This window comes from Pseudomonas fakonensis (assembly GCF_019139895.1).
GTDB classification, from domain to species: Bacteria; Pseudomonadota; Gammaproteobacteria; order Pseudomonadales; family Pseudomonadaceae; genus Aquipseudomonas; species Aquipseudomonas fakonensis.
In genome coordinates, this window is sequence record NZ_CP077076.1 from 1,425,769 (window position 1) to 1,451,385 (window position 25,617).

At 65.2% G+C, this 25,617-nt stretch carries 23 protein-coding genes, 1 pseudogene and 1 riboswitch; of the genes and pseudogenes, 18 read left to right on the plus strand and 6 right to left on the minus strand.

Annotated elements, in window-relative coordinates; genetic code table 11:
- The first annotated feature begins 113 nt into the window (after positions 1–113).
- A riboswitch (cobalamin riboswitch) is annotated at positions 114–331 on the plus strand.
- A gap of 113 nt (positions 332–444) precedes the next feature.
- The 15 genes from cobO to KSS94_RS06575 all read left to right on the plus strand — a co-directional run bounded on the left by cobO (position 445) and on the right by KSS94_RS06575 (position 13,952).
- Positions 445–1,056, plus strand: a complete 612-nt coding sequence (cobO, locus tag KSS94_RS06510; protein WP_217842205.1) for a cob(I)yrinic acid a,c-diamide adenosyltransferase — start codon at positions 445–447, stop codon at positions 1,054–1,056.
- A complete protein-coding gene (locus tag KSS94_RS06515) occupies positions 1,053–2,348 on the plus strand; it encodes a cobyrinic acid a,c-diamide synthase CobB (RefSeq protein ID WP_217842206.1) in 1,296 nt (431 codons plus the stop codon). The genes cobO and KSS94_RS06515 overlap by 4 nt, the downstream gene beginning before the upstream one ends.
- Positions 2,345–2,995 carry a 5,6-dimethylbenzimidazole synthase gene (bluB, locus tag KSS94_RS06520; protein WP_217842207.1) on the plus strand — a complete coding sequence of 217 codons (651 nt, stop codon included), beginning with the start codon at positions 2,345–2,347 and terminating at the stop codon, positions 2,993–2,995. Before KSS94_RS06515 ends, bluB begins: the two co-directional genes overlap by 4 nt.
- Positions 2,992–3,900 (plus strand): adenosylcobinamide-phosphate synthase CbiB, encoded by a 909-nt coding sequence (cbiB, locus tag KSS94_RS06525; RefSeq protein ID WP_217842208.1) that lies wholly within the window; start codon positions 2,992–2,994, stop codon positions 3,898–3,900. Before bluB ends, cbiB begins: the two co-directional genes overlap by 4 nt.
- Positions 3,893–4,885 carry a threonine-phosphate decarboxylase CobD gene (gene cobD / locus KSS94_RS06530; RefSeq protein ID WP_217842209.1) on the plus strand — a complete coding sequence of 331 codons (993 nt, stop codon included), beginning with the start codon at positions 3,893–3,895 and terminating at the stop codon, positions 4,883–4,885. Before cbiB ends, cobD begins: the two co-directional genes overlap by 8 nt.
- Entirely contained in the window at positions 4,882–6,342 is a 1,461-nt protein-coding gene (locus KSS94_RS06535; RefSeq protein WP_217842210.1) for a cobyric acid synthase, read from the plus strand. Before cobD ends, KSS94_RS06535 begins: the two co-directional genes overlap by 4 nt.
- Positions 6,335–6,856: a bifunctional adenosylcobinamide kinase/adenosylcobinamide-phosphate guanylyltransferase gene (gene cobU / locus KSS94_RS06540; RefSeq protein WP_217842211.1), complete on the plus strand. Its 522-nt coding sequence runs from the start codon at positions 6,335–6,337 to the stop codon at positions 6,854–6,856. Before KSS94_RS06535 ends, cobU begins: the two co-directional genes overlap by 8 nt.
- 50 nt (positions 6,857–6,906) lie before the next feature.
- On the plus strand, positions 6,907–7,962 hold the full coding sequence (gene cobT / locus KSS94_RS06545) for a nicotinate-nucleotide--dimethylbenzimidazole phosphoribosyltransferase (RefSeq protein ID WP_217842212.1): 1,056 nt from the start codon (positions 6,907–6,909) through the stop codon (positions 7,960–7,962).
- Positions 7,959–8,528, plus strand: a complete 570-nt coding sequence (gene cobC / locus KSS94_RS06550) for an alpha-ribazole phosphatase family protein (protein WP_217842213.1) — start codon at positions 7,959–7,961, stop codon at positions 8,526–8,528. The genes cobT and cobC overlap by 4 nt, the downstream gene beginning before the upstream one ends.
- 1 nt (position 8,529) lies before the next feature.
- Complete coding sequence (locus tag KSS94_RS06555; RefSeq protein WP_217842214.1) at positions 8,530–9,252, plus strand: adenosylcobinamide-GDP ribazoletransferase; 723 nt, start codon at positions 8,530–8,532, stop codon at positions 9,250–9,252.
- A gap of 264 nt (positions 9,253–9,516) precedes the next feature.
- Positions 9,517–10,695 carry an integrase core domain-containing protein gene (locus tag KSS94_RS06560; RefSeq protein WP_217838874.1) on the plus strand — a complete coding sequence of 393 codons (1,179 nt, stop codon included), beginning with the start codon at positions 9,517–9,519 and terminating at the stop codon, positions 10,693–10,695.
- An 868-nt stretch (positions 10,696–11,563) separates the two neighbouring features.
- Positions 11,564–11,968 (plus strand): MarR family winged helix-turn-helix transcriptional regulator, encoded by a 405-nt coding sequence (locus tag KSS94_RS06565; RefSeq protein WP_217842215.1) that lies wholly within the window; start codon positions 11,564–11,566, stop codon positions 11,966–11,968.
- A 64-nt stretch (positions 11,969–12,032) separates the two neighbouring features.
- Entirely contained in the window at positions 12,033–13,235 is a 1,203-nt protein-coding gene (locus KSS94_RS06570) for an MFS transporter (RefSeq protein WP_369990211.1), read from the plus strand.
- Entirely contained in the window at positions 13,232–13,354 is a 123-nt protein-coding gene (locus tag KSS94_RS27340; RefSeq protein ID WP_263975044.1) for a hypothetical protein, read from the plus strand. Before KSS94_RS06570 ends, KSS94_RS27340 begins: the two co-directional genes overlap by 4 nt.
- A 43-nt stretch (positions 13,355–13,397) precedes the next feature.
- Positions 13,398–13,952 (plus strand): glutathione peroxidase, encoded by a 555-nt coding sequence (locus KSS94_RS06575; protein WP_217842216.1) that lies wholly within the window; start codon positions 13,398–13,400, stop codon positions 13,950–13,952.
- 29 nt (positions 13,953–13,981) lie between these two features.
- Here KSS94_RS06575 and KSS94_RS06580 read toward each other — a convergent pair whose 3' ends face one another.
- A complete protein-coding gene (locus KSS94_RS06580) occupies positions 13,982–14,242 on the minus strand; it encodes a DUF2798 domain-containing protein (RefSeq protein WP_217842217.1) in 261 nt (86 codons plus the stop codon).
- Between the two features lie 114 nt (positions 14,243–14,356).
- On the opposite strand from KSS94_RS06580, the gene KSS94_RS06585 reads away from it, so the two are divergent.
- The gene (locus KSS94_RS06585) at positions 14,357–15,286 is read left to right on the plus strand and encodes a LysR family transcriptional regulator (RefSeq protein ID WP_217842218.1); all 930 of its coding nucleotides are present in this window, start codon (positions 14,357–14,359) and stop codon (positions 15,284–15,286) included.
- A 42-nt stretch (positions 15,287–15,328) separates the two neighbouring features.
- On the opposite strand, the gene KSS94_RS06590 is transcribed toward KSS94_RS06585, so the two are convergent.
- The 3 genes from KSS94_RS06590 to KSS94_RS06600 all read right to left on the minus strand — a co-directional run bounded on the left by KSS94_RS06590 (position 15,329) and on the right by KSS94_RS06600 (position 17,704).
- Positions 15,329–16,606 carry an OmpP1/FadL family transporter gene (locus KSS94_RS06590; RefSeq protein ID WP_217842219.1) on the minus strand — a complete coding sequence of 426 codons (1,278 nt, stop codon included), beginning with the start codon at positions 16,604–16,606 and terminating at the stop codon, positions 15,329–15,331.
- A gap of 146 nt (positions 16,607–16,752) precedes the next feature.
- The gene (locus tag KSS94_RS06595; RefSeq protein ID WP_217842220.1) at positions 16,753–17,235 is read right to left on the minus strand and encodes a hypothetical protein; all 483 of its coding nucleotides are present in this window, start codon (positions 17,233–17,235) and stop codon (positions 16,753–16,755) included.
- 244 nt (positions 17,236–17,479) lie between these two features.
- Positions 17,480–17,704: a hypothetical protein gene (locus tag KSS94_RS06600; RefSeq protein ID WP_217842221.1), complete on the minus strand. Its 225-nt coding sequence runs from the start codon at positions 17,702–17,704 to the stop codon at positions 17,480–17,482.
- A 935-nt stretch (positions 17,705–18,639) separates the two neighbouring features.
- Here KSS94_RS06600 and KSS94_RS06605 point away from each other — a divergent pair.
- Positions 18,640–18,969: pseudogene (locus KSS94_RS06605) on the plus strand (sel1 repeat family protein); the annotation flags it as partial.
- A 238-nt stretch (positions 18,970–19,207) separates the two neighbouring features.
- Positions 19,208–20,566 carry a DNA recombination protein RmuC gene (locus KSS94_RS06610; protein ID WP_217843534.1) on the plus strand — a complete coding sequence of 453 codons (1,359 nt, stop codon included), beginning with the start codon at positions 19,208–19,210 and terminating at the stop codon, positions 20,564–20,566.
- Here the strand turns inward: KSS94_RS06610 and KSS94_RS06615 are convergent.
- Together KSS94_RS06615 and KSS94_RS06620 are read right to left on the minus strand one after the other, a co-directional pair.
- Positions 20,538–24,014, minus strand: coding sequence for a hybrid sensor histidine kinase/response regulator (locus KSS94_RS06615; protein ID WP_217842223.1), 3,477 nt, complete (start codon positions 24,012–24,014; stop codon positions 20,538–20,540). The two genes, KSS94_RS06610 and KSS94_RS06615, sit on opposite strands and share 29 nt — an antisense overlap.
- Before the next feature lie 280 nt (positions 24,015–24,294).
- Positions 24,295–25,479: an MFS transporter gene (locus KSS94_RS06620; protein WP_217842224.1), complete on the minus strand. Its 1,185-nt coding sequence runs from the start codon at positions 25,477–25,479 to the stop codon at positions 24,295–24,297.
- Positions 25,480–25,617 lie beyond the last annotated feature (138 nt).

Below are 25,617 nucleotides of genomic sequence, written 5' to 3' on the forward strand. Positions count from 1 at the left end.
CAAATGCTGGCTAAGTGATATCACTGCTTGCAGTGTGGCACAAGCCGGCGGATCGGCTATTGATCCAGGCCAGTGGTGCCTTCGTTCATTGACGCTCCCGGTGCAACCCTCTAACCTTCGCGCGTGTTTCAGGTGCCCTGCGAGCCGCGGTTCGGCGGGGTGAAACTGGGAAGCCGGTGGGCGCCAGCAAGGCGTGATCCCGGCGCTGCCCCCGCAACGGTAAACGAGTCGATGCCGCGCACGGCCACTGGGTAACCCCCCGGGAAGGCGCGCAGGCAGGGCCCACCGCCCGCTCGTCAGCCCGGAGACCGGCCTGCAAACTGCCAACGGCATCACGGAGGGTGATGCGCGGAGCGATGTGGCCTGTGCCACGGCCCCTGCGCGTTCTCCGTCTGCCCGCCTTTTACCTGCCGCCGCGTCGCGGCAGCCTCGCGGAGACCCCTGATGAGCGAACCCACCGAACGCGACGAACGCCACCTGGCGCGCATGCAGCGCAAGAAGGCGATCATCGACGAGCGCATCGCCAATTCCCCCAACGAATGCGGCCTGCTGCTGGTACTGACCGGCAACGGCAAGGGCAAGAGCAGCTCGGCCTTCGGCATGCTCGCCCGGGCGCTGGGCCATGGCATGCAGTGCGGTGTGGTGCAGTTCATCAAGGGCCGCAACAGCACCGGCGAAGAGCTGTTCTTTCGCCGCTTCCCCGAGCAGGTGCGCTACCACGTGATGGGCGAGGGCTTCACCTGGGAAACCCAGGACCGCCAGCGCGACATCGCCGCCGCCGAAGCCGCCTGGGCGGTGTCGCGCCAGCTGCTGCAGGATGAGTCGGTGCAGTTCGTGGTGCTCGACGAGCTGAACATCGCCCTCAAGCACGGCTACCTCGACCTCGACCAGGTATTGAGCGACATCCAGGCCCGCCCGCCGATGCAGCACGTGATCGTCACCGGCCGCGCGGCCAAGCCGGAAATGATCGAGCTCGCCGACACCGTCACTGAAATGGGCATGCTCAAGCACGCCTTCCAGGCCGGTATTCGCGCGCAAAAGGGCGTGGAACTGTGAGCCAGCCCCGTCACTGCCCCGCAGTGCTGATTGCCGCCCCGGCCTCGGGCCAGGGCAAGACCACCGTCACCGCCGCCCTGGCTCGCCTGCACCGCAACCACGGGCGCAAAGTGCGGGTGTTCAAGTGCGGCCCGGACTTTCTCGACCCGATGATTCTCGAGCGCGCCAGCGGCGCGCCGGTGTACCAGCTCGACCTGTGGATGATCGGCGCCGACGAGAGCCGGCGGCTGTTGTGGGAAGCCGCGGCGGACGCGGACCTGATCCTGATCGAGGGCGTGATGGGGCTGTTCGACGGCACTCCGTCCAGCGCCGACCTTGCCCGCCACTTCGGCGTGCCGGTGCTGGCGGTGATCGACGGCACCGCCATGGCCCAGACCTTCGGCGCCCTGGCTCTGGGCCTGGCGCATTACCAGCGCGACCTGCCGTTTGCCGGCGTGCTGGCCAACCGGGTCGGCAGCCTGCGCCATGCGCAGTTGCTCGAAGGCAGCCTGACCGAAGGCCTGCGCTGGTACGGCGGGCTGTCCCGCGAGCGCGGCATCGAACTGCCAAGCCGTCACCTGGGCCTGGTGCAGGCCAGCGAGCTGAACGACCTGGACGCGCGCCTGGACGCCGCCGCCGAGGCCCTGGGGGCCAGCTGCGATGCCGCACTGCCGCCGTCGGTCACCTTTGCTGCGCCCACACCGCAAGCGGTTGCCCAGCACCTTGCCGGGGTGCGTATCGGCGTGGCCCGCGACGAAGCGTTCGCCTTCACCTACGGCGCCAACCTGGAGTTGCTGCGCAACCTCGGCGCGCAGCTGCAATTCTTCTCGCCACTGCACGACCACGAGCTGCCGGCGGTGGAGAGCCTGTACCTGCCCGGTGGCTACCCCGAGCTGCATCACCATGCCCTGGCGGCCAACGCACCGATGCTCGAAGCCATCCGCGCCCACCACCAGCAGGGCAAGCCGCTGCTGGCCGAATGCGGCGGCATGCTCTACCTGCTCGATGCGCTGACGGATGTGGCCGGCGAACGCGCCGAGCTGCTCGGTTTGCTGCCGGGCGAGGCAACCATGCAGAAGCGCTTGGCCGCTTTGGCGCTGCAGGCGGTTGAGCTGCCCGAAGGCACCCTGCGCGGGCACACCTACCACCACTCGCTGACCACTACCGCGCTGGAGCCCATCGCCCGCGGCCTGAGCCCCAACGGCGGGCGCGGCAACGAGGCGGTCTACCGCCTGGGGCGCCTGACCGCGTCCTACGTGCACTTCTACTTCCCGTCCCACCCAGAAGCGGCGGCGGCGCTGCTGCGGCCATGAACCAACACGCCTACAGCGCCGCCGAGCGCGCGGCCATCTACCGTGCCATCGGCGAGCGCCGCGACATGCGCCACTTCGCTGGCGGCGAGGTGGCCCCCGAGCAGCTCGGCCGCCTGCTGGCCGCCGCACACCAGGCCCCGAGCGTCGGCCTGATGCAGCCCTGGCGCTTCATCCGTATCAGCCAGCGCGCGCTGCGCGGGCGCATCCAGGCGCTGGTGGAGCAGGAGCGGGTGCGCACCGCCGAGGCGCTGGGCGAGCGATCAGACGCGTTCATGAAACTCAAGGTCGAAGGCATCAACGACTGCGCCGAAGTGCTGGTGGCCGCGTTGATGGATAACCGCGAGCCGCACATCTTCGGCCGCCGCACCCTGCCGGAGATGGACCTGGCCTCGCTGGCCTGCGCCATCCAGAACCTGTGGCTGGCAGCGCGAAGCGAGGGCTTGGGTATGGGCTGGGTGTCACTGTTCGACCCGCAGGCGCTGGGCGAACTGCTGGGCATGCCGGCCGGTGCCAAAGCGGTGGCGGTGCTGTGCCTGGGGCCGGTGAGCGAGTTCTACCCGGCACCGATGCTGGCGATGGAAAACTGGGCCGAAGAACGGCTCCTGAGCGAAATGCTGTACGAGAACCAATGGGGAGACCGGCCATGAGCGTGGCCCTGCTGACTGTCGCAGGCGTGGCCCTGGACGCCTTGCTCGGTGAGCCACGGCGGCGTCACCCGCTGGTGGGCTTCGGCAACCTGGCGGCGAACATCGAGCGGCGCCTGAACGTCGGTGGCCGCGGCTGGCGCAGCCATGGCGTCAGCGCCTGGTTCATCGCCGTGGTGCCGCTGACCCTGCTGGCGCTGGTGCTGTCGTGGTTGCCGTACATCGGCTGGCTGGTGGACGCCCTGGCGCTGTATTGCGCGCTGGGGCTGCGCAGCCTGGGCGAGCATGTATTGCCAGTGGCCCAGGCCCTGCGCCAGGGCGACCTTGAGCAGGCACGCAAGCGCGTGGGTTACTTGGTCAGCCGCGAAACCCGCGAGCTGGACGAGCCTGCCGTGGCCCGCGCGGCCACCGAGTCGGTGCTGGAAAACGGCAGCGACGCGGTGTTTGCTGCCTTGTTCTGGTTCGTCGTGGGCGGGGCGCCGGGGGTGGTGCTGTACCGCCTGAGCAATACCCTGGATGCCATGTGGGGCTACCGTAACGAACGCTTCGAGCGCTTTGGCTGGTGCGCCGCACGTATCGACGATGGGCTCAACTATATCCCCGCGCGGCTGGTAGCGCTGACCTACGCGCTGCTGGGCAAGACCCGCCTGGCACTGCGCTGCTGGCGCCAACAGGCGCCGCAGTGGGACAGCCCCAACGCCGGCCCGGTGATGGCCGCTGGCGCCGGGGCGCTGGGGGTGGAACTGGGCGGCCCGGCGGTGTACCACGGTGAGCTGCACGAGCGCCCGCGCCTGGGCGAAGGGCCAATGGCCGATGCCCAGGCCATCGAGCGCGGCTGGCAGCTGGTGCAGCGCGGCGTATGGTTGTGGCTGCTGGTGATCTGTGTGGGGGCTTACCTGAATGCTTGAACACGGTGGCCGCCTGTTGCGGGCGGTGAAGCAGTACGGCATCGCCCGGGAAGACTGGCTCGACCTGTCCAGCGGCATTGCGCCGTGGCCGTACCCGATCCCGCCGATTGCGCCGGATGCCTGGGCCCGCCTGCCAGAAACCGAGGACGGCCTCGAGGAGGCGGCGCGCCAGTACTATGGCGCCCGCCACCTGCTGGCGGTGGCCGGCTCGCAGGCCGCGATCCAGGCCCTGCCGACGCTGCGCCCGGCCGGGCGGGTCGGGGTGCTGTCGCCCTGTTATGCCGAGCACCCGCAGGCCTGGCAGCGGGCCGGGCATCAGCTGGTCGAACTGGATGAAAGCCAGGTCGATGGCGAGCTTGAGCGCCTTGACGCGCTGGTGCTGGTCAACCCCAACAACCCCACCGGGCAACGGGTATCGCGTGAGCGCCTGCTGGCCTGGCATGCGCGGTTGGCCGAGCGCGGTGGCTGGTTGCTGGTCGATGAAGCCTTCATGGACAACACCCCTGAACAAAGCGTGGTCGATTGCGCCGAACGCCCGGGGCTGATCGTGCTGCGCTCTTTCGGCAAGTTCTTCGGCCTGGCCGGGGTGCGGCTGGGTTGCGTGGTTGCCGAGCCTGCGCTGTTGCAACGCCTGGCCGAGTTGCTCGGGCCCTGGACCGTCAGCGGCCCGGCCCGGGTGCTGGGGCAAAGCTGCTTTGTCGACCAGGCCGCGCACCAGGCCCAGATACAGCGCTGCGCCCAAGCCAGCCAGCGCCTGGCCGTCCTGCTGGCCAGCAGCGGCCTGCCACCCAGCGGCGGCTGCGACCTTTTCCAGTACGTGCGCAGCGAAAGCGCGGCCCGGCTGCATGACTTTCTCGCCCGCCGCGGCATCCTCGTGCGCCTGTTCACCGAGCCTGGCGCCGTGCGTCTGGGCCTGCCCGCCTGTGCGGCGGACGAACAGCGGCTGGCCTTGGCGCTGGCCGATTACCAGAAGGAAACGGCATGACCACCCTCATGGTGCAAGGCACCACCTCCGACGCCGGCAAGAGCACCCTGGTGACCGCCCTGTGCCGCTGGCTGCTGCGCCAGGGCATCGCCGTGGTGCCGTTCAAACCGCAGAACATGGCGCTGAACAGCGCAGTCACCGCCGACGGCGGCGAGATCGGCCGCGCCCAGGCGGTGCAGGCCCAGGCCTGCCGTCTGGCGCCGCACACCGACATGAACCCGGTGCTGCTCAAGCCCAACAGCGACACCGGCGCCCAGGTGATCGTGCATGGCCGTGCGGTCACCAGCATGAACGCAGTGGCCTACCACGACTACAAAGCCATCGCCATGCAGGCGGTGCTGGCCTCCCATGAACGTTTGAACAGCAGCTATGACGTGGTGATGGTCGAAGGCGCAGGCTCGCCAGCGGAGATCAACCTGCGCGCTGGCGACATTGCCAACATGGGCTTTGCCGAGGCGGTCGACTGCCCGGTGATCCTGGTGGCCGACATCAACCGCGGTGGGGTGTTCGCCCACCTGGTCGGTACCCTCGAGCTGCTCTCGCCGAGCGAGCAGGCGCGGGTGCAGGGGTTTGTCATCAACCGCTTCCGTGGCGACATTGCCTTGCTGCAACCGGGCCTGGACTGGCTGGAGCAGCGCACCGGCAAGCCGGTGCTGGGTGTGCTGCCATTCGTTACCGACCTGCACCTTGAAGCCGAGGACGGCATCGACCGGCGCCAGGGGCAAAAGGGCGAACGGGTGCTCAAAGTGATCGTCCCGGTGCTGCCGCGTATCAGCAACCACACCGACTTCGACCCGCTACGCCTGCACCCGCAGGTGGACTTGCAGTTCATCGGCCCGGGCGAGCCGATCCCGCCCGCCGACCTGATCATTTTGCCTGGTTCCAAGAGCGTACGCGCCGACCTGGCCCAACTGCGCGCCCGTGGCTGGGACACGGCCATTGCCCGGCACCTGCGTTATGGCGGCAAGCTGATCGGTATCTGTGGCGGCCTGCAGATGCTCGGGCGCCAGGTGCATGACCCGCTGGGCCTTGAAGGGCCAGCGGGTGCAAGCGACGGCTTGGGGCTGCTGGACTACGAGACCGTGCTGGAGGCAGAAAAGCAGTTGCGTAACGTTACCGGCACTTTGGCGCTGGAGCACTCGCCGGTGGCCGGTTATGAGATTCATGCCGGCGTTACCCGAGGCCTGGCGCTCGAACAACCGGCCGTGCAACTGGCTGATGGCCGCTGCGACGGCGCCATCAGCGCCGACGGGCAAATCCTCGCCACCTACCTGCATGGCCTGTTCGAAGGCAGCCAGTCGTGCGCCGCGCTGCTGCGCTGGGCCGGGCTTGAGGACGTGCAGCTCGTCGACTACGAGGCCCTGCGCGAGCGCGATATCGAGCGCCTGGCCGACCTGGTCGAACAGCACCTGGACACCGAACGCCTGCGCCAACTGTGCGGGGTCGCCCATGCGTAACCTGATTCTTGGTGGCGCCCGCTCGGGCAAGAGCCGCCTGGCCGAGCAACTGGCTGTGGCCAGTGGCCTTGCGGTCACCTACATCGCCACCAGCGAGCCGCTGGATGGCGAAATGAACGAACGGGTGCGCCTGCACCGCGAGCGTCGCCCGGCCGACTGGGGCCTGATCGAAGAACCCCTGGCCCTGGCCGCCGTGCTGCGCGCCGAGGCTGCAAAAGGGCGTTGCCTGCTGGTGGACTGCCTGACCCTGTGGCTGACCAACTTGCTGATGCTCGACGACCCGCAGCGCCTGGCCGCTGAGCGCGACGCGCTGCTCGACTGCCTGGAAACGCTGCCCGGCACCCTCATTCTGGTCAGCAACGAAACCGGCCTGGGCGTGGTGCCCATGGGCGAGCTGACCCGCCGTTATGTCGACGCCGCCGGCCTGCTGCATCAGGCCGCCGCTGAGCGCTGCCAGCGCGTGGTGCTGACCGTGGCCGGCCTGCCGCTGATGCTCAAGGGCCCTGCGCTGTGAGCAGATTGACCTGGCCGCTCCTACATATTTCCCCTTCAAGGACCTGCTCAATGACCCAGATGTGGTGGCGTGACGCCTGCCAACCCCTCGACACCGCCGCCATGGACCAGGCCCGCGCCCGTCAGCAGCAGTTGACCAAACCCGCCGGCTCTCTCGGCCAGCTCGAAGGCCTGGCGATTCGCCTGGCCGGCTTGCAGGGCCGCGAGCGCCCGGTCCTGGAGCAGGTCGCAATAACCATTTTTGCCGGTGACCATGGCGTGGTGGAGGAGGGCATCTCGGCGTACCCGCAAGCGGTCACCGGGCAGATGCTGGGCAACTTCGTCAACGGCGGCGCGGCGATCAGCGTGCTGGCGCGCCAGCTGGGGGCCATCCTGGAGCTGGTCGACCTGGGCACCATCGACCTGGCGTTGCAGCTGCCGGGCGTGCATCACCTGCGCCTGGGCGCCGGCACCGCCAACTTCGCCCGCCAGCCGGCGATGACCGACACGCAACTGGCCGCCGCCCTTCAGGCCGGCCGTGACAGCGCGCAACGCGCGGTGGCCCAGGGCGCGCAGCTTTTCATCGGCGGCGAGATGGGCATCGGCAACACCACCGCCGCCGCAGCCCTGGCCAGCACCTTGCTGGGGTGTCCGGCGCGTGAGCTGAGCGGCCCGGGCACTGGCCTGGACAGTGCCGGTGTGCGCCACAAGGCCGAGGTGATCGAGCGCGCCCTGATGCTGCACGGCCTGCGCGCCGACCAGCCGCTGCAGGCCCTGGGCTGTGTTGGCGGCTTCGAGATCGCCGCGCTGGCCGGCGCCTACCTGGCCTGTGCCCAGCAGGGCGTCGCGGTGTTGGTGGACGGCTTCATCTGCAGCGTCGCCGCCTTGGTGGCAGTGCGCCTGAACCCCCAGTGCCAGCCTTGGCTGTTGTTCGCCCACCAGGGGGCCGAACCTGGCCATAAAGCTTTGCTGACGGCACTTGAGGCCGAGCCGTTGCTGGCCCTCGGCCTGCGCCTGGGTGAAGGCAGCGGCGCCGCCCTGGCCGTGCCGCTGCTGCGCCTGGCCTGTGCCCTGCACGGGCAGATGGCGACCTTCGCCGAAGCCGCTGTAGCGGACCGCCCGGCATGATCCTCGACCTGCTGCGCCATGGTGAAACCGAACTGGGTGGCGGCCTGCGCGGCAGCCTGGACGATGCCCTGACCGAGCACGGTTGGGCGCAGATGCGCCAAGCCGTGGCCACGGCTGGCCCGTGGGATGTGCTGGTGAGCTCGCCGTTGCAGCGCTGCGGGCTGTTCGCTGATGAGTTGGGCGTACGCCTGGGTTTGCCGGTGCAGCGCGAAGCTGGGGTGCGTGAGCTGCATTTCGGTGAGTGGGAAGGGTGCAGCGCCGCGCAGATCATGCAAACCCAACCTGATGCATTGGGGCAGTTCTGGAATGACCCATACGCCTTCACCCCGCCTGCCGGCGAGCCGGTGCTGGATTTTGCCGAGCGCGTCTTGGGCAGTATCACCAGGCTGGCGGGCGAACATGCCGGCAAGCGGGTACTGCTGGTGACCCATGGCGGGGTCATGCGCTTGCTGCTGGCGCGGGCCCGTGGATTGCCTCGTGAGCAATTGCTGCAGGTCGAGGTCGGGCATGGGGCCTTGGTGCGCTTGAGCGTGACTGGCGATGGCCAACTGCGCGAGGGCGACTGAGATGCTGCCGTTCTGGGTCGCCTTGCAGTTTCTCAGCAGCTTGCCGGTGAGTTTGCCGGGCATGCCGGCGCCTCGGGAGATGGGGCGTTCGCTGTTGTTCTATCCGCTGGTCGGGCTGTTGTTCGGCTTGCTGCTGTGGTTGGCCAGCAGCCTGTTGCAGGGCGCGGCGGCGCCTCTGCACGCGGCCTTGCTGCTGGCGCTTTGGGTGTTGCTCAGTGGCGGTTTGCACCTGGACGGGCTGGCTGACAGTGCCGATGCCTGGGTGGGTGGTTTCGGTGATCGCGAGCGGACCTTGCAGATCATGAAGGATCCGCGCAGTGGGCCGATCGCCGTTGTTACGCTGGTGCTGGTGCTGCTGCTGAAGTTCTGTGCGTTGTGGGTGCTGGTGGAGCGGGGCGCGGGTGGCTGGCTGGTGCTGGCGCCGGTAGTGGGGCGGGCGGCGATGCTTGGGTTGTTTCTTTCTACGCCTTATGTACGGGCCGGTGGCTTGGGAGCGGCGCTGGCTGAGCATCTGCCGCGTCGGGCTGCTGTTTGGGTGCTGGGTGGTTGTACGTTGGGCTGTTTGCTGCTGGGTGGTTGGGCGGTGATGTTGCTGGTGCTGGGGGTGTTTGCCTGGCTGCGGTTTTTGATGTGTCGGCGGTTGGGGGGGGCTACCGGGGATACGGCTGGGGCGCTTCTGGAGTTGTTGGAGTTGGCTGTGGTGGTTGGGCTTGCATTGGGGTGATTGGTGTTTCCCGATTTATATCTTGTGGTAGACGCTGTTGATCTGTTTTAAGTTGTATTGGTTGGTTTTGGAATTTGTATGCGCATTCATTATTTGTATTGACGCTTATTCACCTTTCCGCCCTTACGGCGGCTCACTTTTTGAAGCATCAAAAAGTAAGCAAAAAATGCTCGCGGTATGACTCACCCACATAGGTGACAAATCAGTTCACGCACATAGGTAACAGTTTTTAACTGGCATGGTCGGTTTTTCGAGGGTCTGACCATGCCTTGGCGAGAGCTGAAACCTATGGACATGAAATTGCTTTTCATCGCGGACTATCTCCATGGGGCGCCTAGCTTCAGCGCCCTTTGCGAGGCCTACGAGATCAGTCGAAAGACCGGTTACAAATGGGTAGAGCGTTACGAGAACGATGGTCCGCCAGGCTTGGAGGAACGCAGCCGTCGTCGGCTGACGCAAGATTGGGTTGTGCCCGTCGCCGTTCGTGAGGCCATCATCGAATTGCGTGGTCAGGGCCAGACGGAGCCTGGCCCCAAGAAAATCCAGGCAGCTTTACAGGAGCGTTTTCCTGACGAGGCGCCCCCTTCCAAGACAACGATCTACAACATCCTCAAGAAGGCCGAGCTGATCAAGCCGCGACGCCTGCGCCAGCGTGTGGCGGTCTATCCCAAGCCGCTGGAAAAAGCGGAGTCGCCCAATCAGCTATTCAGTGCGGACTACAAAGGCCAGTTTCTGACAGGCGCTGGGGTCTGGTGCTATCCGTTGACGATCATGGATCACGCCAGTCGTTTCTTGCTTGCGTGCCACAGTATGGCCAACACGAACTTCCTGGAGACACAGGCTGTGTTCACTGAGGTCTTTCGCGAGAACGGGCTACCTGAACGTATCCGAACCGATAACGGCGTGCCGTTTGCCAGCAAAGGGCGTGCGGGGCTCTCCCAGCTGTCCATTTGGTGGCTGCGCCTGGGCATTATTCCTGAACGTATTGCGCCTGGCAGACCGGAGCAAAATGGTCGGCACGAGCGTATGCACCGAACACTCAAAAGTACGCTTCCGTCACCTCCCGCAGTGGCTTGGGAGGCTCAACAACGGCACTTCGACCGCTTCCGGCAGCACTACAATTACGAGCGGCTCCACGAAGCACTGAAGCAGAAAACACCAGCGTCCTGCTATCAGCCTTCGCCACGCCCGTTCCCGGAAAAACTACCTGAAATGACTTACCCCAGTCATATCGAGAGTCTGCCAGCTGATCGAAGTGGCATCGTCAACCGTCGGGGTTTGAGGATCTACGTAGGTTACGTGCTCAAGCATCAGACCATTGGGCTGGAGCAGGTCGGGGATGGGGTGTGGGATGTTATTTTCGGCCCAATCATTCTCGGCAGGATCGATGAGCGAGATGCCGATGATGGTTATGTAACACTTCAGGTGTTGTCACCTATGTGAGTGAACTTTTGTGTAACCCATGTGGGTGGCCCGTACATCGCTCCATTCATCCGGCCCCTGCGCAGCGCTCCGGGGTACCCTCACTCCGGGCTTGCTCCGGGGGTACGCGCCGACGGGCCGTCCCTGGCCCGATCGGCGCTCGACCGGCATCCATGCCGGTCGCCCCCCTGCGCAATCCCTGCGTTCGGCCTCCTGAAGTCGCGAAGTTAGGGGCGGCGCCTGTGAGTACGCAGCTCGGTCGCTAGTTGCCACCGTGGGAACTCAGGATTGAATCGCGGGGCAAGTCGCAGCGGCGCACCGCCGCTCCCACGCCAGAACTTGGTGCGCACAACTAACGTGGGAGCGGGCTTGCCCCGCGATTGCGTCAGAACAAACAACACATCAACAACAATTAAACCAAATATCCCAGCTCTTGATCTGGCTCTTGATCTGGCTCTTGATCTGGCTCTTGATCTTGATCTTGCTTCTAAGCGCGCAATAGCCCAGGCAACACAAATCGCGACTTCAGGAGGCCGAGCGTAGGGATTGCGTAGGAGGGCGACCGGCATGGATGCCGGTCGAGCGCCGATCGGGCCAGGGACGGCCCGTCGGCGCGTACCTCCGGAGCAAGCCCGGAGCGAGGGAACCCCCGAAGCGCAGCGTAGGGGGCCGGATGATAGGAGCAGGCGGCTTTGCCTACTTTGGCCAAGACCAAAGTAGGCCGCCGTAAGGGCGGAAAGGTGACGAAAAGCGCTTATCGTCAATGAATGCGCATACATCTACCAAAGCAATCACCCTAAAGCCCCGAACCCGAACCCGAACCCGAACCCGAACCCCAAAAACCCGAAACACCTTGCAACACCCAAAAAGCGGGTATATACACGTACCCATGCTGACCAGTGAATGTATCTGCACCCACCTCCGTCGCGCCGCCCGCGGTGTAAGCCGACATTACGACGAAGCCCTCGCCGGCTTCGGCATCAATGTCGCCCAGTTTTCCCTGCTGCGCAGCGTGCAACGGCTGGACAAACCCAGCATCACCACCCTGGCCGAAGCTATGGGCCTGGAACGCAGCACCCTGGGCCGCAACCTGCGGGTGCTGGAGGCCGAAGGCCTGGTACAGCTCGCCGACGGCGACGACCAGCGCAACCGCCTGGTGCTGCTGAGCGAAGAGGGCAGGGCACGCCTGCAAGCCGCCCAGCCCGCCTGGGAACACGCCCAGGCACAACTGGTGACGCAACTGGGCGACGGCCAGCGCGACACGCTGGTACGCCTGCTGGAACAGCTTGCCTGAACAAAAACGACGATAAGCGGGTATATACCCGCATAAACCTTGCGATGGGCTGGAGACAACGACAATGACATCCCTGTGGCGGACCAGCGGTTGGATATTACTCGGGGCAGCGCTGATCCTGGCGCTGTCGCTGGGCGTGCGGCATGGCTTCGGCCTGTTCCTCGCGCCGATGAGCGCCGAGTTCGGCTGGGGCCGCGAAGTGTTCGCCTTCGCCATCGCCCTGCAAAACCTCATCTGGGGGCTGGCCCAGCCGTTTGCCGGCGCCCTGGCCGACCGCCTGGGGGCGGCCAAGGTGGTGATCGTCGGCGGCATTCTCTACACCGCAGGCCTGGTGCTGATGGGCATGGCCGACTCAGCCTGGTCGCTGTCGCTCAGTGCCGGGTTGCTGATCGGCATCGGCCTGTCCGGCACCTCGTTCTCGGTCATCCTCGGTGTGGTCGGCCGCGCCGTGCCGGCTGAAAAACGCAGCATGGCCATGGGCATCGCCAGCGCCGCCGGCTCCTTTGGCCAGTTCGCCATGCTGCCCGGTACCCTCGGGCTGATCCAGTGGCTGGGCTGGTCCGCTGCGCTGTTGGTACTGGGGCTGCTGGTGGCGCTGATCGTGCCCTTCGTCGGCCTGTTGCGCGACAAGCCGCTGCCGGCCCACGGCAACGAACAGACCCTCGGCCAGGCGCTGCGCGAAGCCTGCTCGCACTCGGGCTTCTGGTTGCTGGCGCTGGGCTTTTTCGTCTGCGGTTTTCAGGTGGTCTTCATTGGTGTGCACCTGCCGGCCTACCTGGTCGACCAGCACCTGCCGGCCACCACCGGCACCACGGTGCTGGCGCTGGTGGGGTTGTTCAACATCGTCGGCACCTACACCGCTGGCTGGCTCGGCGGGCGTATGTCCAAGCCACGCCTGCTGACTGCGCTTTACCTGCTGCGCGCGGTGGTGATCGTGTTGTTCCTGTGGGCGCCGGTGAGCCAGTTCAGCGCCTACCTGTTCGGTATCGCCATGGGCCTGTTGTGGCTGTCGACGGTGCCTCTGACCAACGGCACCGTGGCCACGCTGTTCGGTGTGCGCAACCTGTCGATGCTCGGCGGTATCGTGTTCCTGTTCCACCAGTTGGGTGCCTTCCTGGGCGGCTGGCTGGGCGGCGTGGTGTATGACCACACCGGCAGTTACGAGCTGGTCTGGCAGATCTCGATCCTGCTCAGCCTGCTGGCCGCCGCGCTCAACTGGCCGGTGCGCGAGCGCCCGGTGGCGCGCCTGCAGGCGCAGGCCGCATGAACCGGCAACTGGCGCGCGGCCTGCTGGCCCTGGCTGCGCTGCTGGTGCTGGCTCTGGTGTGGTGGGGCTGGCACAAAGGCGGGTTGGCGCTGATGCAGTTGGGCATGAGCCTGTGTTAGGCGCTACCCTGCACCTTCATGGAACCGTTTTAGGGAGTACCCGATGAAGCGCGCGCACTGGCTGATGATTCCCCTGCTGGCCCTGGCCGCCAGCACTTCAAGCTGGGCGGCAGGCTGCCCGGCACTGTTGCAGGGCAGCCTGCCCGAGCTGCGCGGCAAGGAGCAGATCGACCTGTGCCAGCGCTACGCCGGCAAGCCGCTGGTGGTGATCAATACCGCCAGCTATTGCGGTTTTGCCCCGCAGTTCGAGGGCCTCGAGACCACCTACAAGGCCTACCACGGGCAGGGGCTGGAAATGCTTGGGGTGCCGTCCAACGACTTCAAGCAGGAAGACGCCGACGCCGAGAAGACCGCCAAGGTCTGCTATGCCAACTACGGCGTCACCTTCACCATGAGCAAGACCCAGGCGGTGCGCGGCAAGGATGCGATCCCGCTGTTCGTCGAGCTGGCGCGCCAGAGCAGCGCGCCGAAGTGGAATTTCTACAAGTACGTGGTGGACCGCAAAGGCAAGGTGGTCGGCAGCTTCTCCAGCCTGACCAAACCTGACGACCCGGCATTCACCGCGGCCATCGAAAAGGCTATTGCCTCGCAACCCTGAAACCGGGGCTGCACGGAGCCCCGTCGAGGCTAGTGCGGGTGCACGGTGAGCGCCACCAAACGCACTACCACCGGCCGCACCATCAGTACACAGACGAAGGCCACCGGCATCGCCAGCTGGTAGGCCTTGAGCACGTTGTGCAGGTACTGGGCATCGATGCCGGCATTGGCGGCGGTGATTACGAAGCACATCAGCAGCGCCATGATCGCCGACATGTAGAAGGCGAACACGTACGGCGTGGCGGCCGGGCGCAGCTTGCGCCGGCTACGGGTGGAAGACAGTTCGGTCATGAAAACTCCCGGGCAGGTGAATGAGCCGGCAGGTTAGCAATGCGCCGGCTGCCAGCTGTAGACCTTGGATGCTGAGTTCTTTATAAAGAGAAACTTACGAATCCTGGGGGCGGCATGGACCTGCTCAACGCCATTCGCAGTTTCATCAAGGTGGTCGAGGCCGGCAGCATCGCCGGCGGTGCCCGCGCATTGGGCTTGAGCCCGGCAGCGGTGAGCCAGAACCTGGCGCGGCTGGAGGCGCACCTGCAGGTGCGCCTGTTGTCGCGCACCACCCGCAGCATGGCCCTGACGCCGGCCGGTAGCCTGTACTACGAACGCGTAAGCCATATCGAGCGCGACCTGGCCATGGCCGAGCAGGCGGTGACCACCCCTGGCAGCGAGCCCCAGGGCCGGCTGTGCATCGCTACCACTTCAGCCTTTGGCCGGCATGTGCTGGCGCCGCTGATCCCGGCGTTCGCTGCGCGTTACCCGCTGCTTTCGATAGAGTTGGTGATGACTGACCGCAAGGTGAACCATGCCCGCGAAGACGTCGATGTCAGCCTGCGTATCACCCCGCAGCTGGAAGACCACCTGCTGGCCCGGCATATCGCCCGCATTCCCTTTATCTGCTGCGCCTCGCCCGGCTACCTGGCAACCGCAGGCAGGCCTGCCACACCCGAAGCGTTGCGTGAGCACCGCTGCCTGGTATTCCGCTACCCGGTGGACGGCCGCTTTCTCACCTGGGGCTTCATGCGTGACGAATTGCGTTTCGAGGCGCAGTTCGGCCCGGTATTGATCAGTGACGATGTCGATGCCTTGACCCAGATGGCGCTCAATGACGGCGGCATCACCCGCCTGGCCGAGTTCATCGTCCGCCCGCACCTGGACGCCGGCCGGCTGGTGCCGCTTTTCGAGTACAGCAGCAATGCCGAGGCTTATGCGCGCACCGAGCCGATGGACATCTACCTGTGCCTGGCCGACCGTTTCGCCATGACCGCCAAGGTGCGGGCGTTCACCGATTACCTGCAGCAGGCCCTAGGCGGGCGTTGGCCCGTGCAGGCATGAAAAAACCGCCTCCAGGGCGGTTTTTCATACAGCAGTAACAGCTTAGAAGCGGTAGGTCAGCGAAGCACCCAGGCCGTGGGCGCTGTTTTTGTACTTGGCCTGGTAGCTGCCCTTGAGCGCATTCTCGATCGCGCTGTCAGGCTGGTTGTTGACCTTGGTATCCTCTTCCCACAGGTAGGAATAGGCCATGTCGATGGTCAGGTCATCCGATGGGCTCCAGCCGGCACCGAGGCTGAAGATCTTGCGATCGCCAGTAGGGATGCGCGGAGAGCGGTCGTGGTTGTTGGTTGGCGACTGGTCGACCGAGAAGCCGGTACGCAGCACCCACTCCTTGTTGACCTTGTACGACGCACCGATGGCGTGGGCCCAGGTGTCGTGCCAGTTCTGCTCTTCGGTGATGGTACCGAACTGAGCGGACGCGCCCGAGGTGCCTTCGTTGTTGACCGTGATGTTTTCCAGGCGGCTCCAGCGGGTCCAGGTGCTGCCTGCGAACAAGGTCCAGCGGTCATCCAGTTCGTGTGTAACCGAGAAATCTACCGACTCGGGGGTCTTGATCTTCAGGCTGGCGTCGAACTTGCGGTCGTTCAAGCCCAGCAACGGGTAGTTGATCTTGGTCTTGCCCTCGAGCTTGTAGTCCACCATCGAGTGGTAGGTCAGGCCCAGGCGGGTGCGGTCGGTGGCTTGCACCAGAATACCGATGTTGTAGCCGACGGCAGTGTCGTCACCCTTGATTTTCACTTCGCCATCGGTAGGAGCCAGTGGCGAGATGCTTGCCAGGTTCGAGCCCAGTTCACCTTCGATGCGGTTGATGGTCGGGCCGAAACCGATCGACACCTTGTCGTTGAAGGCGTAGCTGACGGTTGGCTGGAAGGTGATGACCTGAACGTGGCTTTTCTTGCCCCAGTAGCGGGCGGCGTCGTCGCTGCCGTAGTCGGTCACCAGGCCGAACGGCACGTAAACGCCGAAACCGACGCTCCAGTTATCGTCCAGTGGTTTGACGTAGTAGCCCATGGGCACACCGACGAACGGGACCATGTCGCCGTCGGTTTCCCCCCCTTTGCTGCTGCCCGGGCCCGAGATATCGGACTTGGCGATTACGGCAGCGGCGCCCACGGTGATCTGCTCGCGCTTGAGGCGTGACATACCCGCAGGGTTGCCATACACGGTGCTGGCATCTTCGGCAGAAGAAGAACGACCCGCGAAACCTGTCCCCATGCCGCTGATGCTTTGTTCGTTCAGCGCGAAACCGCTGGCGAACAGTTGGCTGGAAGCGACCGCAACTGCGACGCCGAGGGAGGTCTTGAGCATTGCTTTTTTCATTATTAGAAACTCCTTGGGTTCTCCGGGACGAAAAGCTACCAACAATTCACGCTCCACGCTATAGGCTCAAACGCAGGAGATAGAGCGGTTTTGTAGGACAATCCGACCAAAATTCCCTTTTTTCCGGTTTTAAATGTGAGTGTTTCTCAGCAGGCCTGAACTTGTGCTGGTTCGATGCAGTGTTGCCAGGCCAGGGTGAAATCGCGCAGGCGGCCTTGCGGGTGGAACGTCTGGCGCCAGATACGCGCCAGGCCCAGCAGGTCGTCGGCGGCAGGCAGTGGCGTGGCCTGTTCCTCGATCAGCATCCAGGCGATGGCCGTGGCGTAGCGCAGGTTGACGGTAAGTTCCAGGTGCGGGCCGCCAAGAAAGGCGTGCTGGCTGGCCAGGCCGCGGACCAGGCTGGCAAGTTCAGGGTCGCGGGCAAGGTAGTGGTCCCACAGCACGCGGTGGCGTTGCCCGGTGATGCGGTACAGGCCGTGGCCACGTCGGTCGTGCAGGGCGGAGCCCAAGGCTGACTGGCTGGCGGCAACGCCCAGTAACAATGCTTCGGCGCTGTCGCAGTGGCGGTTCAGGTAGATCAGCGTCGGCCGGATCACGTATTGGCTTAACTCGTTCGCAGCAATGCCCATGATGCCCTCATATGCAAAGGGCCGACGGGCGCTGGAGCTTGGCAGCTGGTGAGTGGTCAGGCCCGCCGGAAGCGGTCAGGGCCGCTCGAGTTGAAGTGTAGTGTGATAAGCGTGATGTAAAGGGCTGTTTTTAAATCGATTGCAGCCTGACGGTGCGGGGCATATGCCCGCTGGCGATTAAGCCAAGAACCATCAGGCAGCGGGGCGGGGCATGCATTCATGGTGTGAATCTGCCGCCATTCATTCATGCAACCAGTGATTGGCGAGTGCGCTCGATCACTGCCTGCAGCGGTTCAGCCCGGTTGTACTGCTCCGGGTAGAGGCGCTCGGTATGGCAGGCGACGCCATGCTCGTCCACCAGGGTGAAGCTGAAGCTGCCCTTGCGTGGGGCGACGATCAGGCACTTGAGTGGTGCGAAGGCCTGGGAAAGGGTACCGAAGGCGGCTTGGATCTGTTGTTGTTTGTTCATGTTTTTGGATGTTCCTGCGTAAGACACGGGTTTCGATCCGTGCACAATAGAAACGTTCCAGTGACGTCTTTATTAAGGAGACGCAGAACCTGACTGGAACAGGGCAGCCAGAGGGGCGCAAATAAGGTGGGCGCTTGGGCTGACTGGTAGGTACGACAGAAGGCAGGCAGCACACCGGGGCCAGGGTTCGAGGCGCCGGGGAAGATCCTGATCAATCGGTGACGTGATTCGTGCTCGGGCAGGGGGATGCGGAGGGAATCATCGAGCAGGCCGGTCCGGTGGGGCAGCGAAGCTGCTGAGGACTTGGTGGCCGGAATTGACTTTCAGCTGGGTACTAACGGGGCGCAACCCTACAGCAAGAAAATGGGGTTGGCAAGAGTTTTGAAGTTTTTTTACTTGTGTTGCAGGGAGCCGGCCATTATGCCGATTTAGCCGGGGGCTGGGAAGAGGGGGAAATGCCTGCCCACGGGTGCGAATGTGCCGTTTTCGTGCAGGGACATGCCGCGTGCCGGTGCACTTGTACACACTTGGTTCAACACTTGTAACCGTTTGGCAACAGCCTGTGGACGCTTCGCCAATGCCTTGACTGATGGGTTAAGTCAATGAAAAAAAACACTAATTTTGACTGGTGAAAAAATCGTCAGTTTGACTGTAGGCCCCATTTCACAAGGGTTTGAGGGCTTGGTGAGGGGGTTGTCCACCGAGTTATCCACAGCTTCTGTGGATTGTCCCGAGCGCTTGCTCTAGCACGGGCGTGCCAGCTGTTTGATGAAGTGTCCGACAATCGGGGGTAGTGAGCACGGCGCGCATTTTTGGCCGCGTAACGTCAAGAAAAAAACATCATAAAAATATGTTCATCATGGTGCAGTGGCCGGGCCATTGCGGCAAAAAAGGAGTAGAGTGGCGCGCCTCTCGAGTCACCATCGCTGTCGGTCATGAAGCTTCGCGGTAAACCCCTCGCCAGTTGTGCATCCTCTTCGCCGTTGCCCCCCAACAAACGCTTTTCGCTGAAAGTGGCCCTGTGGCTGCTCGACAGCCCGCGCCTGGGCGACAAACCCAGCGTCAAGCACCTGGCCGGGCGCATGCTCAAGCAGCCGGCGCGCCAGGGCGTGGTGGTGGCGCAAAGCCGCCTGGGGCAGATGCTCTGCCGCGATTGCGGCAACGCCCGTGACCGGCGCATCGGCCACGACCTGCTGCGCCAGGCCGCCCGTGCCGGTGACCTGAGCGCGCAGCAGGAGTACGCCCGACTGTGCCAGGCCCAGGAGGAATAGGGCCGGGCTGACGCGATCCCTTCAGAAGCCGGCTTGCCGGCGATAGGGCCCGAACAGGCAACCCACCCGCGCGCCTGATAAGCTGCGCACCATCTGTCAAGACGCGTTCGGGGTAACCATGGTTGTGGATCTGACCAGCATCCTGCTGGGCTTGGTGGCAGGGGCTGTGCCCTGCCTTGGCTGGGTCATGCAGGTGCAGCGCCGCCAGGGCGCGCGCAGTGCCGAGCAGACCCTGCTCGAAGAGCGTCTGGGCAGCGCCCAGCTGGCCCAGGAAGGCCTGCAGGCGCAACTGGACGCCACCCGCGACGAGATCAGCGACCTCAGCGAAGCCAACACCCTCAAGCAGACCCAGCTGGCCGCCCAGGGCCGCGAGCTGGAGCTGCTGCAGATCGACCGTGACAACGCCCGCGACGCCGCCCACGCCTGGCACCTCGAACGCGCCAACCGCGAAGCCGAGCTGCGCCGCCTCGAGGCTCAGACGGCGCGCCTGGAAGCCGAACTGCGTGAGCAGCAGGACAGCCACCAGCAGCGCCTTGAAGACCTGCAAGAAGCCCGCGACACCCTGCGCGCGCAGTTCGCCGAGCTGGCCGGCAAGATCTTCGACGAGCGCGAACAGCGCTTCGCCCAGACCAGCCAGCAGCACCTGGGCCAACTGCTCGACCCACTCAAGGAGCGCATCCAGGCTTTCGAAAAGCGCGTCGAGGAAAGCTACCAGCAAGAAGCCCGCGAGCGCTTCTCGCTGAGCAAGGAGCTCGAGCGCCTGCAACAGCTCAACCTGCGCCTGTCCGACGAAGCCACCAACCTCACCCAGGCGCTCAAGGGCCAGAAAACCCAGGGCAATTGGGGCGAACTGATCCTCGAACGGGTGCTGGAGCACGCAGGCCTTGAGAAGGGTCGCGAATACCAGACCCAGGTCAGCCTGAAAAGCGCCGACGGCGAGCGTTTCCAGCCCGATGTGCTGATCATGCTGCCCGGCGACAAGCAGGTGGTGGTGGATGCCAAGGTCAGCCTTACTGCCTACCAGCAGTTCGTCGCAGGCAACGACGAAAACGCCCTGAAGCAGCACGTGCAGTCGCTGCGCAACCATGTGAAGGGCCTGTCGAGCAAGGACTATAACCGCCTCGATGGCCTGCACAGCCTGGATTTCGTGCTGCTGTTCGTGCCCATCGAGGCGGCCTTCTCGGCGGCACTGCAGGCCGAGCCGAACCTGTTCCAGGAAGCCTTCGACCGGCAGATCGTGATCGTCAGCCCCACCACCTTGCTGGCCACCCTGCGGGTGATCGACAGCCTGTGGAAGCAGGAGCGGCAAAGCCAGAACGCCCGCGAAATCGCCGAACGGGCCGGCTGGCTCTACGACAAGTTCGTGCTGTTCATCCAGGACCTGGACGAGCTGGGCAGCCGCCTGCAGCAGGTGGATAAAGCCTACGCTGCGGCGCGCAACAAGCTCTGTGAAGGGCGCGGCAACCTGGTCAGCCGCAGCGAGCAGCTGAAATTGCTCGGCGCCCGGGCCAGCAAGAGCCTGCCGGCCGAGCTGATCGAGCGCGCGCTCAGTGACGAAGTGCTTACTGAACCAGGCTCAGATGCCGATTGAGCAGGGCACGCAGGGCCGCCGGCTTGACCGGCTTGGCCAGGTAGTCCAGGCCTGCGGCATGCACCATGGCGATGGTTTCGTTGCGCCCGTCGGCACTGATCACCACCCCCGGTACCGGCTCGCCCAGGCGCGCCCGTAGCCAGCCCATCAGCCCGGTGCCGGTCTCGCCGTCGTCCAGGTGGTAGTCCACCAGCGCCAGGTGCGGGCGCAGGCCCTTGGCCAGCAGCGCCTCGCACTCGGCTTGGTTGCGTGCGGTGGACACCTGGCAGCCCCAGCGGCTGAGCAGGCTGTTCATGCCGATCAGGATGCTGTCTTCGTTGTCCACGCACAGCACCTGCAAGCCGGCCAGCGGCTGCCCGGCCTGCTCCACTGGCGCAGGCGCCACCGGGGCTTTGCAGCGGGCGATCGGTACACCGACGCGGAACACGCTGCCCTTGCCCGGCCACGAGCGCACCTCGAGCGGGTGGCCAAGCACCCGGCACAGGCCATCGGCGATCGCCAGGCCCAGGCCCAGGCCCTTTTCGGCGCGGGTCTGGTGGCTGTCCAGGCGCTTGAACTCCTGGAAGATCACCTGCAGCTTGTCGTCGGCGATGCCCGGGCCACGGTCCCACACCTCCAGCCACAGTTGCCCGCCCTGGCGCCGTGCGCCCAGCAAGATCGGCCCCTTGCCATAGCGCAGGGCGTTGGTGAGGAAGTTCTGCAGTACCCGGCGCAGCAGCTTCATGTCGCTGTCCACCCGCAGGCGGCTGCCGCGCAGGCGGAAGGCCAGGCCCTTCTCGGCGGCCAGTACCTTGAACTCGGCGCCCAGGGTGTCGAACAAATCGTTGAGGGCGAAGGCCTTCACGTCCGGGGTGATCTTGCCGTTTTCCAGGCGCGAGATATCCAAGAGGTCGCTGATCAGCTCTTCAGCCGAGCGCAGCGAACTGTCCATGTGCTGCACCAGTTGCTGGGCCTCGTCGTTCATGCCCTCGGCCTGCTGCGACAGCGCGGCGGAGAACAGTCGCGCGGCGTTCAGCGGCTGCATCAGGTCGTGGCTCACGGCAGCCAGGAAGCGGGTCTTGGACTGGCTCACCGCCTCGGCGCGGCTCTTCGCCTCGCTGAGTGCCTGGTTGAGTTGCGACAGCTCGTGGGTACGCTCGGCCACTCGTTGCTCCAGCCCCTCGTTGGCATCGCGCAGGGCCTGTTCGGCCTCGCGGAACGGGGTGATGTCGGTGAAGCTCATGACGAAGCCGCCGCCGGGCATGGGGTTGCCGATCAGCTCGATCACCCGGCCGTTGGGGAACAAGCGCTCGGAGGAGTGCGCCCGGCCTTGGCGCATCCAGTGCAGACGCCGCGCCACATGCACCTGGGCCTCGCCCGGGCCGCACAGGCCGCGTTCGGCGTTGTAGCGGATGATGTCGGCAATCGGCCGGCCGACGCTGATCAGCCCTTCGGGGTAGTTGAACAGCTCCAGGTAACGGCGGTTCCAGGCCACCAGGTGCAGGTTCTGGTCGACCACGCTGATGCCCTGGTTGATGTTCTCGATGGCCCCCTGCAGCAGCGCACGGTTGAACTGCAGCACCTCGCTGGCTTCGTCGGCGATGCGCACCACGTCTTCGAGCTGCATCTCGCGGCCTTCGATGGCCGCCTTGACCACTGCGCGGGTGGAGGAGGTGCCGAGCACGCCGGCCAGCAGCCGTTCGGTGTGCTCGATCCAGTCGCCGTCGGCGTTCTGGTTGGGGTTGAAGCCCTTGCCCTGGCGGTAGGCAAAGCGAATGAAGCTCTGCCGCGCGCGTTCCTCACCGACGAAACGCGCCGCCAGGTTGAGCAGGTCGTCGATCTGCACCGCCAGCAGCGGCTTGCTGCTGGGCCGGGCGCTGGTCTGCTGGCCGATGAAGGCGCCGGCCTGCCAGTGCTCCGACACCCGTGTGCGCGACAAAATCGACACCCAGGCGAACAGCGTGAAGTTGCCCGCCAGCGACAGCACCACGCCCTGGGTCAGCGGGGTGATCGGCAGCCCCAGCGGGTTGCCGTGCAGCCAGGCCAGGCCCGGGAACAGCTCCAGCGGCCAGCCGACACTGTGGGCGGCGATCGGCAGCACCAGGGTGTAGAACCACAGGAAAATACCCGCCGCCAGACCCGCGAACACGCCGCGGCGGTTGGCCTGCTTCCAGTACAGCGCGCCGAGCATGGCCGGGGTCAGTTGGGTCACCGCGGCAAAGGCGATCTGGCCGATGGTGGCAAGGCTGGCGGTAGAGCCCAGCAGGCGGTAGCTCACATACGCCAGCAGCAGGATGACCACGATGGTCACCCGGCGCACCGACAGCATCCAGTGGCGGAACGCCTCGAACGGCCGCTCGGCGTTGTTGCGCCGCAGCAGCCAGGGCAGCAGCATGTCGTTGGAAACCATGGTCGACAGCGCCACGGCCTCGACGATGACCATACCGGTGGCGGCCGAGGCGCCGCCGATGAACGCCAGCAGCGCCAGGCTCGGATGCGCCTCGGCCAGCGGCAGGCTGATCACGAACGAGTCGGAAATCACCGTGCCCGGCAGCAGCATCTGCCCGGCCAGGGCAATCGGCACCACAAACAATGCAGCCAGGGCCAGGTACATGGGGAACACCCAGCGTGCCAGGCGCATGTCCTGGGGCTCGATGTTCTCCACCACGGTGACGTGGAACTGCCGCGGCAGGCAGATGATCGCCATCATCGCCACGGCGGTCTGCACCACCATCGACGGCCAGTTGATGGTTTCCTGCCAGTAGCTGTCCAGGTGCACCGACTGGCGCGCCTGGGTGAACAGGTCGTCGAAGCCGTCGTACAGGTTGAACACCACGAAGGCGCCCACTGCCAGAAACGCCAGTAGCTTGACCAGGGATTCGAAGGCGATCGCCAGCACCATGCCACGGTGGTGCTCGGTGACGTCCAGGCTGCGGGTACCGAACACGATGGCGAACAGCGCCAGCACCAGCGACACCACCAGCGCGGTGTCCTGCACCCGGGTGCCGGTGGCATCGGCGTTGGCGCCGATCAACAGGTTCACCCCCAGCACGATGCCCTTGAGCTGCAGGGCGATGTAGGGCAGCACGCCCACCAGGCAGATCAGCGCCACCACCACGGCGAGTGTCTGCGACTTGCCGTAGCGGGCGGCGATGAAGTCGGCGATGGAGGTGATGTTCTGCTGCTTGCTGATCAGCACCATCTTTTGCAGCACCCAGGGCGCGAAGATCAGCAGCAGGATCGGCCCCAGGTAAATCGGTAAAAACGCCCACAGTTGCTCGGCGGCCTGGCCAACCGCGCCGAAGAAGGTCCAGCTGGTGCAGTACACCGCCAGCGACAGGCTGTACACCCAGGCACGCAGGCGCGGCGGCAGCGGCGTGCTACGGCGGTCGCCGTAGAAGGCGATGGCGAACATGATGGCCATATAGGCCAGGGCGACCACGGCGATCAGCCCGCTGGACAACGACATGCAAACTCCGCAGCAATGAATGGAACGCGGTCCCGATCAATCAGTCTGGCACGCGCCGCAAGGTTCGTCAGCGCCGACGTTGGTCGCAGTGGCAGGACGTCGCAGGGATCGCATCAGCATCGGCCCTGCGCTGTCGCGCAGGGAACTGGTTTCGCAGATGCGTCACGGCCGCTTCCCACAGAGACCGTGTTAAATCAATGAGTTGTAGTTTGATCTATGCGAGCCGGCTTGCCAGCGATGAAGCCGGTACAGGCAGTACAAGCAAAGGCAGGCCAATCGCCTAATGCCCCCGCCGCGTCCCCAGCCAATAGAACACCGCCGCCATCACCACCGACCCTATCAGCAGGTAGAACACCCCCTGCGGCGCCATCCACCCCAATGCCGCGCCCATCAGCATCGGCCCCAGCCCCGCACCGAGGTTGGACAGGTTCTGCGCGCCATAGTAAACGCCGCGCAGCGGCTCCGGCGCGATCAGGTCGATGAACATGAACTCCGCCGGGATGACGATGATCTCGCCCAAGGTGAACACCAGCATGGCCAGGCACCAGGCCGGCACCGAGCTGGCCACGGAAAACCCCAGCAAGCCCGCAACGAACAGCGCCATCCCGGCCATCAGCCAGGGCATCAGGTGCTGGCGGGCAATGCGCCGGCCGATCAGGTACTGCAGGGCGATTACCGTGACCGCGTTGGTGGTCACCAGGTAGCCGGCCAGGCGCGCCACCTGCGCCGGGTCCTGGGTGGTGACCACCAGGTACTGCGACAGGTAGGCCGTGAACTGGCCGAACACCACCGCGCTGAGCACCCCACCCAGGGTGAAGCACACCAGGCGCCGGTCACGCAGCAGGCCCACCGCCACCTGGGCGAAGCCCGCCGCCGGCTCATCGGCTGCCGGGGCCGACAGGCCGCGCTGGCCCAACTGCTGGTAGGCCAGGCCCAGGGCCAGGCCGATCAGCGCCGACACTATGAAGGGCAGGTGGTCGTTCAGCTCGATCAGCAGCACCCCGAGCATCGGCCCGGTGGCCCAGGCAATGTTGTTGAAGGTGTACTTGATGGCGAACACCTCGCCGCGCTGCGCCTCTGGCAGCAGGGCACAGAAGCCGGCCTTGGCGGCGATGTCCACCACCGTTTGCGCAAGGTAGGCCAGCACCAGGCAGGCAAAGAACGGCAGCGCCGAGGGGCTGGCCAGAATGCCGACAAATGCCAGGGCGAACAGCAGCGTGCAGGTGACGATCAGGGTGTGGTTGCGCAGGGTGTCGACCAGGTGCCCGCCGTACAGCGACAACGCCGAGGCCACAAACATGGCGCCACCCACCAGCAGGCCGACCTGGGCGATTGCCAGGCCCATGTGCGCCGACAGGTAGACCACCAGGTAGGGCAGGGTGATCGCCCGGGCCATGGTCAGGGTGAAGGTGGTGAACAACAGCAGGCGTACCGGGTTGGGGTAGCCCTTGAGTGCGGCAAGCATTGCGCGTCCTTGTGTGCAGAAAGCCGGCTCAAGCATATGCCAGCCCCTGTGCTTCGCGCTATATATGTAAAACCGATAACAGTTAGAGAAAATACCCGTTATATGGATATTCCTTCCGGGCATAAGATGAATCCACCT

What these genes read in the sequence shown, in the direction of transcription:
- cobO (WP_217842205.1), top strand. Translation starts at nt 445, where the DNA reads ATGAGCGAACCCACCGAACGCGACGAACGCCACCTGGCGCGCATGCAG.
- KSS94_RS06595 (WP_217842220.1), bottom strand. Translation starts at nt 17,235, where the DNA reads ATGGGCATTGCTGCGAACGAGTTAAGCCAATACGTGATCCGGCCGACG.
- KSS94_RS06580 (WP_217842217.1), bottom strand. Translation starts at nt 14,242, where the DNA reads ATGACCGAACTGTCTTCCACCCGTAGCCGGCGCAAGCTGCGCCCGGCC.
- KSS94_RS06585 (WP_217842218.1), top strand. Translation starts at nt 14,357, where the DNA reads ATGGACCTGCTCAACGCCATTCGCAGTTTCATCAAGGTGGTCGAGGCC.
- KSS94_RS06620 (WP_217842224.1), bottom strand. Translation starts at nt 25,479, where the DNA reads ATGCTTGCCGCACTCAAGGGCTACCCCAACCCGGTACGCCTGCTGTTG.
- cobC (WP_217842213.1), top strand. Translation starts at nt 7,959, where the DNA reads ATGATCCTCGACCTGCTGCGCCATGGTGAAACCGAACTGGGTGGCGGC.
- KSS94_RS06600 (WP_217842221.1), bottom strand. Translation starts at nt 17,704, where the DNA reads ATGAACAAACAACAACAGATCCAAGCCGCCTTCGGTACCCTTTCCCAG.
- KSS94_RS06565 (WP_217842215.1), top strand. Translation starts at nt 11,564, where the DNA reads ATGCTGACCAGTGAATGTATCTGCACCCACCTCCGTCGCGCCGCCCGC.
- KSS94_RS06535 (WP_217842210.1), top strand. Translation starts at nt 4,882, where the DNA reads ATGACCACCCTCATGGTGCAAGGCACCACCTCCGACGCCGGCAAGAGC.
- cbiB (WP_217842208.1), top strand. Translation starts at nt 2,992, where the DNA reads ATGAGCGTGGCCCTGCTGACTGTCGCAGGCGTGGCCCTGGACGCCTTG.
- KSS94_RS27340 (WP_263975044.1), top strand. Translation starts at nt 13,232, where the DNA reads ATGAACCGGCAACTGGCGCGCGGCCTGCTGGCCCTGGCTGCGCTGCTG.
- KSS94_RS06590 (WP_217842219.1), bottom strand. Translation starts at nt 16,606, where the DNA reads ATGAAAAAAGCAATGCTCAAGACCTCCCTCGGCGTCGCAGTTGCGGTC.
- KSS94_RS06560 (WP_217838874.1), top strand. Translation starts at nt 9,517, where the DNA reads ATGCCTTGGCGAGAGCTGAAACCTATGGACATGAAATTGCTTTTCATC.
- KSS94_RS06615 (WP_217842223.1), bottom strand. Translation starts at nt 24,014, where the DNA reads ATGTCGTTGTCCAGCGGGCTGATCGCCGTGGTCGCCCTGGCCTATATG.
- KSS94_RS06575 (WP_217842216.1), top strand. Translation starts at nt 13,398, where the DNA reads ATGAAGCGCGCGCACTGGCTGATGATTCCCCTGCTGGCCCTGGCCGCC.
- cobU (WP_217842211.1), top strand. Translation starts at nt 6,335, where the DNA reads ATGCGTAACCTGATTCTTGGTGGCGCCCGCTCGGGCAAGAGCCGCCTG.
- cobT (WP_217842212.1), top strand. Translation starts at nt 6,907, where the DNA reads ATGACCCAGATGTGGTGGCGTGACGCCTGCCAACCCCTCGACACCGCC.
- cobD (WP_217842209.1), top strand. Translation starts at nt 3,893, where the DNA reads ATGCTTGAACACGGTGGCCGCCTGTTGCGGGCGGTGAAGCAGTACGGC.
- bluB (WP_217842207.1), top strand. Translation starts at nt 2,345, where the DNA reads ATGAACCAACACGCCTACAGCGCCGCCGAGCGCGCGGCCATCTACCGT.
- KSS94_RS06570 (WP_369990211.1), top strand. Translation starts at nt 12,033, where the DNA reads ATGACATCCCTGTGGCGGACCAGCGGTTGGATATTACTCGGGGCAGCG.
- KSS94_RS06555 (WP_217842214.1), top strand. Translation starts at nt 8,530, where the DNA reads ATGCTGCCGTTCTGGGTCGCCTTGCAGTTTCTCAGCAGCTTGCCGGTG.